We start from the raw sequence: 13,059 nt of genomic DNA, 5'->3' as shown, positions 1-13,059 counted from the left end.
TCTTCCCTAACCAACCAACATGCTACGTCGTTTTATTACGTCGCTACTGCTTAGTTTTGTCGTACTTTCGGTTCATTCCAAAGGACATTTCCCTAGTTTATTTTTGGGGTTTAATCCACGCGTTCAAGCACTGGCCTATCAGTATCCTGTTCAAGCCCAATTAATTTTTGACGCGGGAAACGAAGCCAACACCTATACCGACCAGCGCTTTGGGGCGGGTGCACAGGCGCAAAACGACAATAGTTCCAATGCTTTTCGGCACTCGGTTTGGAATGCTCTTTCCGTCAAAAAACTCAAAGACATCGGAGCCTCCGAAGCTACGGCCACCGAAATTGTCAGGCTGTTTACCTCAGCCTATGAATACAACGACGCAGGTACGGCGCTGGTGAAAAATGCAGCCTCTGCCATGGATTTGCACAATAATTTGGTGGGGCGTTCTTTCAAAAATTACACAACCGTCAATCAGCTCTTAGACAGTCTGTATTTAAAATCCATTGAGCCTAAAGTGGTTACGGTTAGTCTTGAGCAAAATTTAGCCAGCCACAACGCCGATGCTAACACTGCTTGGACATTGCTCGAAAACACCGCAAGTTCGACGCTGGAGGTGAATAAACTATTGTACCGCATCGACCCTTGCACTACCGTTTTGTTGTTAAATCACCCCATTACGGAAGCTGTAAAATTTGAAGTGAGCAATAACATTCAAGCCAAAAACGTAGTCGTGGCCACGGCAAAAGTGACCTACGACGCCCAAAAATACGTACAGCTAAATCCAGGTTTTAAGGCCGAAGCAGGCAGTATTTTTACGGCCTACGTTGACGGCTGTGGCAATAAATAGGCATTTATCCTTTCACCAGTTGGTGTAAGATCGCACTGTCAACGGTATGGCGGCCATCAAAAGTCACTACTTCTAGGTGCGGAATGGCCATTCGTATATCTTCTTCGTACTTTTTGGTATCAATTTGTACCAAATACTCATCTTGCAACCCATACACAAGCGTCGTAGGAACAGTAGCCAATTTGCTGGGTTCAATCACGTCTGCTACACCATTTCCGAAAAAGCCCGCCCAGATAAGCAAACGGTCGCAGCGAACGTGGTCGTTGTTGAGCCACCGAAGCAAGGTCGCATTCCCCTGCGAAAACGCTAGAAGATTAATGGTCAACTTAGATACATCTCTGCCTTCCAACAGCGTGTCGTAGAGGTGGTTGAGGTAAAAAATATAATCTGAGATTTCGTGGGCACGTTCTTCTTTCGTCATCCACGACGCTCCTACCCTACCCGAAACGCCTTCGAGGTAAAACCGAGATAAAGCTTCGGGGGCAACGACAAACGTTTGACCGTCGTTCAACACGTCAAATTTTCGGATAAAAAACTGCGCCAATTGCCCATATCCGTGCAGCACAAACCAAACGTTTTGGGTGGACTCGTTGAGTTCGCCCAGCGTAAAATATCGCGCCGTTCGCTTTACCTCTAAGTGATGTTCTTGCATAAAATGAAGTATATTTGTTGGCAATATTCGTACTTAAAACCCGAACCGACAACATGAAATCAAACCTTTTTTTCTACCTTATTTTGGCTGTATTAATCGTGGTAGATGCGTGGCTGCTCGCTCATCCCAATCTTCTAGGCAAAATTGGGGTAATGATGTTCAAATATGACATGATTAGAACTTTTCCCCGCGCCCTTGCCACCGTAGGTCTTACGGCATTGGTATGCCAAGGAATTGTACTAGGTCTTCACGCAAAAGCCCAAAAAAAGACGGCTTTCGCCGTGTTAGGTGCTTTTCTTCTGCTATCTATTGGCATATTAATCAATACCTATTTCAAATTTTCGTCAGGCACTTACGCCATGACAGGGGCAGGTTTTAAAACGGGTGCGCACCTCACACCGCTGATTTTGATGCTTATTTTTGGGAATGGGCTGTACGAAACCTCGTCAAGAAAATAAAAAAACACGCCCCAACTAAAAGTCGAGGCGTGTCCAACCCATACAGCCATTTTAAAAATATTTTGTCTTAACGTAAGATCGCTTGGATAAATTGTGTAACAACTTCTGTTGTTCTAACAACTATATAACATTCAATCCCTTTTAATTAGTTCCCTTACGTCGGTCTCTTCTATCTTCTTTGCGATCGCGAACATCTTCGCGGCGGTCGCGTTTGTCTTCTTTTCGATCTCTGACGTCCTCGCGGCGGTCACGGCGATCTTCCAAACGGTCACGGCGCCCTCCGTGGTGTCTCGCATCGCGACGATCTTCTTTGCGGTCACGAATGTCTTCTTTGCGGTCTCGTCGGTCTTCGCGATGATCGCGTTTATCTTCTCTTCTATCTCTCACATCCTCGCGGCGATCCTGGCGGTGATGTTTTCTGTGCTCAAATTTACGGGGTTTTTCCGTTGCCTGAGCCGAGATTGAGATAAATCCAAGTAGTAACGCGGCAAAAATGAGTTTTGTTTTCATGGTAGCTGATTGTCTAGGTAGTTTTTGTTTTCATTGATTAGACGCAGCATTCTGAAAAAGGTTTAATGATTTATCAACATTTTTTTCTACGCTACCCAAACCTTCCAAGTTTGATAACCGCGACCAAGAAACTTGGAAGGTATTTATGAAACGCTGCCAAAACCTTCCAAGTTTGATAACCGCGACCAAGAAACTTGGAAGGTTTTACCGATTCACTCCCACTTTCAACCCACCAAACCAAAAGCGACCTTGCGCTGGCTCAAAATAACGGTTGGCACTCGCATTTATTTGAACATTCTGAAAATAGGTTTCGTCCAGCAAATTATTTACCCCCACAAACGGCTCAATGTGAAACTTCCGCCACGTTTTTTGTCCACCCAAACGCAGATTCAAAAGGCTATATCCATTGGCGGTCACAGCGTTGGCATCATCGGCATACAATTGGCTCGCATGGCGTACCTGAGCAATCGCAAATAACCCCGAAGGCATAAAATAACGAAGTTCGACCTGCGCCGCGTGTTTAGGAATGCCTGGCAACACATTTCCATCAAATTTCCCCGCTGAGGTTTGATACTCACGGTAAGTGAAATCCGAATACGTATAGTTTGAGAACAAGGTTAACCCTTTGGCCAACATCGCATTCAAACTTGCTTCAATCCCTTGTCGTTTTGAACGACCCGCGTTTCGGTAAAACACCCGCCCCGCTTGTCCCGTAATTTGGTACGGCACCAATTCATCTTTCACTTCAATGGTAAACAACGCCAAATCAGCCCGTACACGTTGTCCAAAATAGGTCTTTGCCCCTATCTCGTAATTCAAGGCTTGCTGTGGATTTAGCTCGGGGTTAAACCCACCCGTTCCTGAAGGGTTATTCGACAACTCACTCATGGTTGGCGTTTCAAAGCTGCTCCCTAAGTTAGAATACACATTAACAGAAGGAGAAACTTCCCACGAAAGTCCCAACGTAGGATTGATACGACTATAATTACGGCCACCCGATTGGTCGCCGTCCGACATAAAATAATCGGTTGCTTTTAAGCGAATCACATCCGAACGCAGCCCTACCAACATCGTTATTTTTTTGTACGATAGCTCCTGCGTAATATACGAGGCAATGTTCTTAAACGATTCCAATTGGTCGAAAGTTAATTTTCCTCTCACCCCCGTCATGTTATCAAATCGGCGGCGCGTGTCTCCCTGCGACTCCAAGTCAAGCCCCATCCGAAAACGGTAACTAAGGAAATCAAATTTCTGAGAAAACTGGTATTGAAAACTCCCGCCTGCAAACGTTCGATTGATGGTTCCTGCCCCTGCGGCCTGAAACGCCAAATAGTTGGCAAAATCACGTTTTGTCCCAAAAGCACGCACAAAAATCAGGTGATTGCCCATCGTTTTTTCAAACGTAATTCCAACACGGCCTTGGGTCACCGACTCTCCTGCCAAAAATCGCAGGTTGTTTGGGTGGGCTTGGCGACGATTTTCGGCTACTTGCGCCAATGTAAGTCCTCCTGGGTCGTCGGCTACGGGGCTTGTGCCGTAGTTGGCCAACACCGAAAGGCGCGTCAATGAATCAAAATCATAGCGTAGCTTCAAATTCAGAATCGTACTTTCCATGCGACTATTGGCGCGATAACCCTCTGATTGATTACGGGTTGCGACAAACACCATTTGGAGTTTTTTGTGTTGAACGCCCGTTTTAAAACGCCAGCTTCGCATACCGTACGAACCCACCGTTCCCTGCACTTCGGCCAACGGCATTTGACCCGCATTTTCGGTTTGTAAACTTATTACCCCTCCCGCAGCGTTGCCAAACAGTCCCGAAGACGGCCCACGCATCACCTCCATCCGCTGCATCGCCCCCATGTCAAGGTTATCCACGTCGGCTTGGCCATCGGGAGTAGATTCAGGAATGCCATCCACGTAGAGGCGAATCCCGCGAATCCCAAACGCCGCACGTGCCCCAAATCCCCGAATCGAAATGCGTAAATCTTGGGTATAATTATCTGGATTTTGGGCAAAAAGCCCTGCCACACCTCCCAGCGATTCGAACATCGAAAGTTGCGGCTGCCCTATTTGGATGCGCCCGCCGTTGAGCACTGTCAATGCCGCTGGCAAACGTTTTTCATTGATTTCAAGTCGTGTAGCTGTCACGGTCACGGGAGCGAGTTGGCGCAGCAATACCGTGTCCTTTTTTTGGGCATTGGCCGAATCAATTCGAAGGAGAAGCAACGATGAAAAGCTTAATGCAATTTTAATCCCCAAACCCCGTTGTTTTTTTATAGAAATAATCATAAAATTGTTGGTATTTATCCAATAATGAGTGTGCAAGGTCGCTATTCAATCTAACATTTCATCTTTATGAATTCGTTCGACATTACAACCCATCTTCAAAGCAGAAAGTTAGAACTCGTTGTCGAAAACCGTACTGCTTATACCCTCGATAATGCCGAACTCAATATTTACGAGACCCACCAAGCCGCTCAAAACGTAGAGCTGACTTTTTCTAATCCCGTGCTGGCCAGCATGATTCGGGGAAAAAAAGTAATGCACCTGACCAACTCACCTTCTTTTGATTTTTTTCCAGGTGAATCGGTGATTGTTCCTGCCCATCAAACCATGCGCATCGACTTTCCCGAAGCCAATAGCAAAAATCCTACCCAATGTTTGGCGTTGGCGATTTCGCCGACCAAAATCCGCACCATCGTCGAAACCCTCAACGAACATTCGCCGCTGGTGGATAATAACGAAGGATGGCAGTTTGCCAACGATAATTTTTATTTTACCAACGAAGCCGCCATTCACCAGCTCATCGGGCGACTTATTTATTTGTTTACCGAAAACAACGCTGCCAAAGACTACTTCGCCAATTTGGTACTGCAAGAACTCATTGTTCGACTCATGCAAACCAAAGCCCGCATGGTGCTAAGTACCAACCTTCAACAGCTTGCCAATACCAATCGGCTTGCGTACGCGATTAAGTATGTACAAGAGAATATTCACCGAAATCTAACCATCAAAGACCTCGCCGACAAAGCCTGCATGAGTGAGCCTAACTTTTTTCGGTGCTTCAAACAACAGTACGGCATTACCCCCGTAGAGTACATTAACCAACAACGGATTCAACTGGCCATGAAGCTTTTGTACAACACATCGTACAGTGTTTCAGACATTTGCTTTGCTTGCGGCTACAACAACCTCAATTATTTCCAGAAAGTCTTCAAAAAAGCTGCTGGCGATACCCCCGCCAATTACCGCAAAAAAATTGTTAAGTTCTAATTACGCCTTTTGATAGAATTGTTCTGTTTTTTAATACAATAGTGCCATTCTTGGACTGAAAGATTATCGTAGCTTTGAATATTATTATTTTGATAATTTCTATTACTTAATCACGTCTTTGCTACATGGAACTTACAGGAACTCATACCCTCAACGCACCCGCAGAAACCATTTGGGCGATGTTGATGAATCCCGAAACGCTGGCCAAAGTAACACCAGGTATCTCGCGCCTTGAGCTCGAAAGTGAAGGCGTTTATAAAGCCATTGCTGAGGTAAAAATTGGCCCCGTTGCGGGCAAATTTGAAGGAAAAGCCGAAGTAGCCAATGCCGTAGCTCCCGAGAGTTTTACGTTGCGTGTGGTACAAAACAGCAAAATAGGCAACGTCAATGCCGACATCAACATGACGCTGAAGCCGCTCTCCGATTCCCAAACCGAATTATCATTTGACGGCAAGGCTGATATGTCGGGGCTATTGGCTCGTACTGGAAACCGCGTGATGAGCGGCGTTGCCAGCACCTTGACCAAACAATTTTTCAAAAATTTCGAGGACGAGCTCTCCACAGCAGGTTAAAAGTGCTGAGAGTTTCTCAAAACGTGCAGAGGGTTTCTCAAAACCCGACCGAAGAGAGCCCTTCCAACGTGCAGAGGATTTCTCAAAACCCGACCGAAGAGCCCTTCCAACGTGCTGAGGGTTTCTCAAAACCCGACCGAAGAGCCCTTCCAACGTGCCGAGGGTTTTTCAAAACCCGACCGAAGAGCCCTTCCAACGTGCCGAGGGTTTCTCAAAACCCGACCGAAGAGCCCTTCTAAGTTTTGGAAACTTGGAAGGGCTGAAACACAAAACATCTTTCCTTTAAACCGTGCGAAAGCACATAACCTTTTAAGAAGTATGCCAAAAATAACAGTAACTGTCAACGGTACTCAACGCACTCACGACGTAGAAGGCCGATTGCTTTTGGTACATTACCTACGCGATGTTCTTGGCCTCACTGGCACGCACGTAGGCTGTGATACCAGTAGCTGCGGTGCTTGTACGATTCACCTCGACGGCCATGCCGTTAAATCCTGCTCCATGCTTGCTGCCCAAGCCGACGGTGCCACCATCACTACGATTGAAGGGTTGGCCTCGGGCGACGAATTGCATCCACTCCAAGTAGGCTTTAAAGAAGAGCACGGCCTTCAGTGCGGTTTCTGCACCCCAGGCATGATCATGTGCGCCGCCGATTTGCTCAACCGTAACCCAAATCCTACCGAACAAGAAATTCGCGAAGGGTTGGAAGGAAACATTTGCCGCTGCACGGGTTATCACAACATCGTTCGGGCGGTGCAACACGCCGCGGGGCAACTGACAGAAGAAGTTTAATTTGAAAATAGAGGACGCCGTTAACTAAGTCTTAGCACCGTCTTTATTCTACCATTTTCAAAACTTCAAATTTCAACATTTTCAACTTAAAATCATGAGCAATAAATTCATTGGAAAATCAGTAAAACGCATTGAAGATAAGCGTTTTATTACTGGCAAAGGTCGCTATACCGACGACATCAACCTCCCAGGTATGACCCACGCCTATATACTTAGAAGTCCGTACGCCCACGCACGTATCAAAAGCATTGACACGTCGGCTGCCGCTGCCATGGAAGGGGTCGTAACCATTATGACAGGCGATGAAGTAGGCCATTATGGCGTTCCTTGTGGCTGGCAGGTCAACTTCAAAAATGGCGACATTATGAAAGAACCTCCTCACCCGCTGTTGGTCAAAGACAAAGTACGCCACGTAGGGGATGCGGTGGTGATGGTCGTCGCTGAAAGTCGCGAAATAGCACAAGACGCTGCCGAGGCTATTATTATTGATTATGAAGTACTTCCTGCCATTACCGACGCCTCCAAGGCCGTAGAAGCAGGTGCACCTTTGGTTCACGACGATGTTCCCAACAATGTCTGTTTTGACTGGGAAATTGGGAATCCGAAAGCTGAGGTGGACGAAGCCATGGCATCAGCAGCTCATATTACTACCTTAGAGTTTGTCAATCAGCGGGTTTCTCCCAATGCCATGGAGCCTCGCAGCTACATTGGCCATTATGATGGCGTTTACGACAAATATACCCTTTATACCTCCACCCAAAACCCGCACCTCATCCGTTTGTTGATGTGTGCGTTTGTATTGGGTTTGCCCGAACACAAGGTGCGCGTTGTAGGCCCCGACGTAGGTGGTGGTTTTGGTTCCAAAATTTATCACTACACCGAAGAGGCATTGGTCACGCTTGCGGCCAAGAAAACAGGCCGCCCTGTGAAGTGGACAGAAACCCGTTCGGAGGCGTTTTTGACGGATGCTCACGGCCGCGACCACGTCACCAAAGCTGAAATGGGTTTTGATGGTGACGGAAAAATCGTTGGCCTTCGTATCAAGACATTTGCCAATCTGGGCGCTTACCTTTCTACGTTCTCAACAGCTGTTCCGACTTATCTGCACGGTACGCTTTTACAAGGACTTTACACCACGCCTAAGATTCACTTGGACATGACGTGTGTGTTTACCAATACAACTGCCGTTGATGCTTATCGTGGTGCAGGCCGCCCCGAAGCTACTTATTTATTGGAACGCCTTCTCGACCTTTCGGCCTTAGAAATGGGCGTTGACCCTACCGAATTGCGCCTCAAAAACTTTATTCCTGCCTTCGACGGGGTAACGCAACCTGGCTACCAAACCAACGTGGCCTTGCAGTACGACAGTGGTAACTACCATGGCGTGCTTCATCGTGGCCTCGAAATGCTTGGCTACGAAGATTTCCGCAAAGCCCAAAAAGAAGCCGCCGCTTCGGGCAAACTCCTGGGCGTTGGTTTCTCTACGTACATTGAGGCTTGCGGTATTGCTCCGTCGGCCGTTGTGGGTTCTTTGGGAGCGCGGGCAGGTTTGTACGAAGTAGGACAAGTGCGCGTTCAGCCCACGGGAAAAGTGAGCGTATTTACAGGAGCCCACTCCCACGGACAAGGGCACGAAACGACGTTTGCACAAGTAGTTGCCGACCGCCTCGGCATTCCGATGGAAGACGTTGACATCATTCACGGCGACTCTGATACGGTTGCGTTCGGGATGGGCACGTACGGCTCCCGTTCGTTGGCCGTAGGGGGGAGTGCCATTATGAAAAGTTTGGATAAAATCATCGAAAAAGGCGCTAAAATCGCCGCTCACAAACTTGAATGTTCGCCCGATGACATTGAATTTACGGACGGAAAATTCACCGTTAAAGGGACAGATAAATCACTGGGCTTTGGCGACATTGCCCTGACGGCTTACGTACCACACGTGTATCCTGCCAACCTTGAGCCAGGGCTTGACTTTAGCAGTTTCTACGACCCTACCAACTTTACGTATCCGTTTGGTTGTCATATTGCGGTGGTAGAAGTTGACAAAGAAACGGGCGCAACCAAAGTAAAACGTTTCATCGCCGTTGACGACGTAGGAAATGTGATTAACCCAATGATTGTCGATGGACAAATCCACGGTGGTTTGGCACAGGGCATCGGACAAGCACTGCTCGAAGGGGTTGAATTTGACGGAAATGGTCAAATCATTAATGGCTCGTACATGGATTATGCCATGCCTCGCGCCGATGATTTGCCCATGTTTGAACTCGACCGCCAAGTAACGCCTTGTCCGCACAACCCCCTTGGGGTCAAAGGAGCGGGAGAAGCGGGCTGTATTGGTTCAACACCTGCCGTGGTCAATGCCGTGATTGATGCGCTTTGGTCAGCAGGACATCAAGTCAAAGACATCCGTATGCCGCTTACTTCTGAGCGCGTGTGGTCGGCAATGCAATCGTAAGTTTCGAGTGTAGAATGCAGAGTGTCGTATATCCAAAATTCGACACTCTGCACTCAAAAATCGACATTCATTCACTATTTCACTAATCAAAACATGATACCACAAGCAGTTGATTATAAACGCGCAGGGTCGGTGAGCGAGGCGATTAGCCTTTTGGCAGAAAACCCAGACGCAAAAATTTTGGCAGGCGGCCACAGCCTTATTCCCGCCATGAAGCTTCGCCTCAACAGCCCTTCGTTGTTGATTGACATTGCTCGTATTCCTGAGTTACGTTATATCGAAGTCCGTGATGGTGGCGTCGCTATTGGTGCTGCCAGTACACACCATGACATTATTTCTAATGCCGATATTCAGAGTCGCTACGGGGCAATGATTGAAGCAGGAGAACTCATTGGCGATACCCAAGTACGCAACGTAGGTACTTTGGGCGGAAGCATTGCCCACGCTGACCCTTCGGCCGACTGGCCTGCGGCCTTAATTGCCCTCAATGCCAGCATCAAAGTAGAGGGACCCAACGGTGCCCGTGAGATTCCAGCGACGGAGTTTTTCTTAGGATTTTTCTACACGGCGCTTGAAGAAGGCGAAATTGTCACTGAAGTCGTACTTCCAGCCCCTGCGGCAGGTTCGCGGAGTGTTTATCGTAAGTTTATGCAGCCTGCCTCTCGTTTTGCCATTGTAGGCTGTGCGGCTTCCGTCACCATTGATGGCGGCACGATCACCGACGCCACTGTTGCTTTTACGGGCGTAAGCGCTGACGGTGCCTTTTTGGACGAAGCCGTAGGGGCGGCGCTTGTCGGTAAAGCTGCCTCTCTCGAAACCATTGAAGCCGCCGCCAATGCTGCGGCCGAAGGTGCTGAGTTGAACGAGGACCATTATGCTTCGAAAACCTACCGTAAACATCTGGCCAAGGTATATGCCAAACGCGCATTGGCAGGTGCTTGTGGCTTATAAGTAGTATGGACGGGCGGACGGGCGGGTTTTGAGAAACCCGCCCCACCCAAACCTTACTGCGTTTTTTTACGGTAATTCATCACTACAATTCCGCACTCAAAGGGCTTTGCGGTCACGAGTTCAAAGGGCAATTTGCTCGTTAAATCCCCAAAAATGGGCATTCCGTTGCCAATAGCCACTGGGTTGACAAACAAATGAAGCTCGTCAATTAAGTTTTCTTTCAACAGCGAAGACACAAATTTTCCTCCACCGTAGGCGATTATGTCTTTCCCTTCTTGTTGTTTCAGCTGATTCAATTCTTCCGCTAGCTCACCGTTTGTCACCACCGTATTTTCCCAAGAAGATGACGTTAATGTTTTTGAGAAAACGACTTTTGGCGTCGTGGTGAAGATTTTACCCACTTCTACTTCTGGACTGTCAACGTTTTCAGCCACACTCTTCCAATGTGGAATAAACCCTTCAGCAAGATTTCTTCCCAGCACAATCGTATCAAACGAATTGGTCAATTCGGTGACATAATTGATGAGGTCTTCTGTCCATGCAAAAGTCATCCAATCCATTTCTCCGTTTGGCCCTGCCACAAACCCATCCAGGGTCATTTGCATTTGTAATTTTAGCTTTTTCACGCTATGTATTTTTTGTCGTTTAATTGATAGGACAAAGGTAGGAGGCTTTCAGCTATCGTGAGGGGTGGAATTACGCCATTCTAAGGGGCGATTACGACAATCATAGGTTACTCTGGAATCAACACCAGTCGTTTCTCAATGTCCTGTAATTTATATTTTACCTTCCGAACGCCACCCGTTGCTTTGGCATTGATGTCACCTGCAAGATAAATAGGAAACTGCCGAACCAAGTGGTCATCCTCCATTTTAAACATGTCATGCCCCATGTACCCTTTCGATAATTCGGGCGTCAGGGGAGCCATGTGGATTTTGTCAAATGAGTCGGGGAAAAATTGGTAGCCATACACTTTTCCAAACGCTCCGCTGCCGTACGTACACGAATAGATGTAAATCTCGGGCGCGTTGTTTTGGTCCAAATCGGCGGTTTCGGCGTTGATGACCCAACCGTCCGTTTTCTGGCGTATCGTGATTAATAATTGGTTATTACGGCTTACTTTCATCACCATTTCACGCACAGCCCCTGCCTCAGTTGTACTGATTTCAAATTGGTGTTTCTTAAAAATAAGCGTTTTTTCAAACCGTTCGGCCGTGATTTCTTCCGTGGTAGGCGGGCGCAGTGAAGCCACCATTGTTAGCATAACAAGGCCACTCAACAGCAGTATTTTCCCAAATTGAATCAAATTTTCAGAAGTACCTAGCTTCAAACTAGGCCATTATGTGTTTTCATGTAACGATATTAAGCGTCTTTCTGTTAAAACACAAGCAAAAAGACGGCCAAAATTGCCTTCATTCAGATTTAATAATGCTTGTACCCACGAATTAACCATCAACATCACCACCCCAACGGGGCTTTTTGGGTTCGGTACGGGCTTTCTTGGCATCGGTAACAAGAAGTCAAATCAATCCAATTAAAATAATCCGAGTTATACGGAAGTGAGGCGGTAGTATTACGAGGTATGTACATGGATTTATAAACCACCGAAGACGCTCCGAAATAACCCAACACTTGCTCTTCGGGGTGGCTGGTACAATTTACGTTTCCAACGACCGTCGCCGCAGGAAGGTCAAAAATACCTCCTGAGTTATTGATTTGGCTATCAACCCCTTTCCAAAACTGGTACGCTTCCTGAGTCAGCGAATATTGCTCAAAAAGAATAAAATAATTTGAAACCCCATCAAATGGAATTTTGCCGATTGGAACTCTCGTAATCGTCTGTCCATTGGTAAGGCGATCGTTGGCCAAAATGATACAGCCATTACACGCCTCTATTTTCCAACACGGTTCACAGCACTTGTTTCGGGTGGCAATGACGCCACCTGGGGTCGTTGTGACGGTCTGTAAACAGTAATTAATTTCCTCATAATGCGCCCATTTCCAGCGATAAAAATCGTTGGGAGTACTCGGGTCTTTTACATCGACATACATGGCAAACTGCCCCCTCAACTTCGCCGAATTCGTTTCTTGGTATTCGGTATAAAACGTTCCAAACTCGGCTACAGGTTTGAGTAACTCAGGGTTGGATGCATACGTTTTCCCATCGGGCGTTTTGATGGTAATGTGGTATTTTCTTCCAACGATTCCTCGTATCCCCGTTACTGAGGTTTCGTACAACCCCTGCCCACGGTCGGTCAGCTTTTCGGTCATTCCTTGGTCGTCGCTCATCACAACGGTCGCTCCTCCAATGGTATTCACGGAAGTTTGATTGGTATAAGGGTAGCTGTATTGTAGGCGAATTTTATACGGGCCAGGCTGGTTAGTAATCGTGCCATCGACCACCAGTTTTTGAGCGTTTTCTGTGATTTTTGGGTCATAACTTGTGACGCATTGACTTAATATCAAAGCAACTCCTACTGCTCCTATCCATCTTTTTCCCAGCAAATGATGTATGACAATGGCAAAATAACGTCTCACTGACATGGCTT

13 protein-coding genes are annotated in these 13,059 nt (G+C 47.1%); 7 read left to right on the top strand and 6 right to left on the bottom strand.

The genetic code is table 11. The annotated features are described in order from the left end of the window. Window positions 1-19: 19 nt before the first annotated feature. Window positions 20-838: a DUF6973 domain-containing protein gene (locus FHS57_RS18765; protein ID WP_183976376.1), complete on the top strand. Its 819-nt coding sequence runs from the start codon at window positions 20-22 to the stop codon at window positions 836-838. A 4-nt stretch (window positions 839-842) separates the two neighbouring features. On the opposite strand, the gene FHS57_RS18760 is transcribed toward FHS57_RS18765, so the two are convergent. Beyond that, complete coding sequence (locus FHS57_RS18760; protein WP_183976374.1) at window positions 843-1,490, bottom strand: alpha/beta hydrolase; 648 nt, start codon at window positions 1,488-1,490, stop codon at window positions 843-845. Between the two features lie 53 nt (window positions 1,491-1,543). Between FHS57_RS18760 and FHS57_RS18755 the strand changes: the two genes are divergently transcribed. After that, the gene (locus FHS57_RS18755) at window positions 1,544-1,948 is read left to right on the top strand and encodes a hypothetical protein (RefSeq protein WP_183976372.1); all 405 of its coding nucleotides are present in this window, start codon (window positions 1,544-1,546) and stop codon (window positions 1,946-1,948) included. A gap of 141 nt (window positions 1,949-2,089) precedes the next feature. Here the strand turns inward: FHS57_RS18755 and FHS57_RS18750 are convergent, their stop codons facing one another. Together FHS57_RS18750 and FHS57_RS18745 are read right to left on the bottom strand one after the other, a co-directional pair. Further along, on the bottom strand, window positions 2,090-2,335 hold the full coding sequence (locus FHS57_RS18750) for a hypothetical protein (RefSeq protein ID WP_164489995.1): 246 nt from the start codon (window positions 2,333-2,335) through the stop codon (window positions 2,090-2,092). 327 nt (window positions 2,336-2,662) lie between these two features. Further along, window positions 2,663-4,750 carry a TonB-dependent receptor family protein gene (locus FHS57_RS18745; protein WP_183976370.1) on the bottom strand — a complete coding sequence of 696 codons (2,088 nt, stop codon included), beginning with the start codon at window positions 4,748-4,750 and terminating at the stop codon, window positions 2,663-2,665. A 66-nt stretch (window positions 4,751-4,816) separates the two neighbouring features. Between FHS57_RS18745 and FHS57_RS18740 the strand changes: the two genes are divergently transcribed. The 5 genes from FHS57_RS18740 (at window position 4,817) to FHS57_RS18720 (ending at window position 10,510) form a co-directional block, all read left to right on the top strand. Next, the gene (locus tag FHS57_RS18740; RefSeq protein WP_183976368.1) at window positions 4,817-5,734 is read left to right on the top strand and encodes an AraC family transcriptional regulator; all 918 of its coding nucleotides are present in this window, start codon (window positions 4,817-4,819) and stop codon (window positions 5,732-5,734) included. Between the two features lie 125 nt (window positions 5,735-5,859). Further along, entirely contained in the window at window positions 5,860-6,306 is a 447-nt protein-coding gene (locus tag FHS57_RS18735; protein WP_183976366.1) for an SRPBCC family protein, read from the top strand. 318 nt (window positions 6,307-6,624) lie between these two features. After that, the gene (locus FHS57_RS18730; protein WP_183976364.1) at window positions 6,625-7,098 is read left to right on the top strand and encodes a (2Fe-2S)-binding protein; all 474 of its coding nucleotides are present in this window, start codon (window positions 6,625-6,627) and stop codon (window positions 7,096-7,098) included. A 94-nt stretch (window positions 7,099-7,192) separates the two neighbouring features. Further along, window positions 7,193-9,559, top strand: coding sequence for a xanthine dehydrogenase family protein molybdopterin-binding subunit (locus FHS57_RS18725; protein WP_183976362.1), 2,367 nt, complete (start codon window positions 7,193-7,195; stop codon window positions 9,557-9,559). 93 nt (window positions 9,560-9,652) lie between these two features. Then, a complete protein-coding gene (locus FHS57_RS18720) occupies window positions 9,653-10,510 on the top strand; it encodes an FAD binding domain-containing protein (protein WP_183976360.1) in 858 nt (285 codons plus the stop codon). 53 nt (window positions 10,511-10,563) lie between these two features. On the opposite strand, the gene FHS57_RS18715 is transcribed toward FHS57_RS18720, so the two are convergent. The 3 genes from FHS57_RS18715 to FHS57_RS18705 form a co-directional block, all read right to left on the bottom strand. Continuing rightward, window positions 10,564-11,136, bottom strand: a complete 573-nt coding sequence (locus FHS57_RS18715) for a dihydrofolate reductase family protein (RefSeq protein ID WP_183976358.1) — start codon at window positions 11,134-11,136, stop codon at window positions 10,564-10,566. 107 nt (window positions 11,137-11,243) lie between these two features. Then, window positions 11,244-11,765 (bottom strand): hypothetical protein, encoded by a 522-nt coding sequence (locus tag FHS57_RS18710; protein WP_221225672.1) that lies wholly within the window; start codon window positions 11,763-11,765, stop codon window positions 11,244-11,246. Window positions 11,766-11,968: 203 nt separating this feature from the next. Next, complete coding sequence (locus tag FHS57_RS18705; RefSeq protein WP_183976355.1) at window positions 11,969-13,054, bottom strand: DUF4249 domain-containing protein; 1,086 nt, start codon at window positions 13,052-13,054, stop codon at window positions 11,969-11,971. Window positions 13,055-13,059 lie beyond the last annotated feature (5 nt).

Origin of the sequence: Runella defluvii, assembly GCF_014195535.1 — a bacterium.
Taxonomy (GTDB): Bacteria; Bacteroidota; Bacteroidia; order Cytophagales; family Spirosomataceae; genus Runella; species Runella defluvii.
The sequence above is the reverse complement of the archived record's forward strand: the minus strand, read 5'-3'. Positions and strand labels throughout refer to the sequence as shown.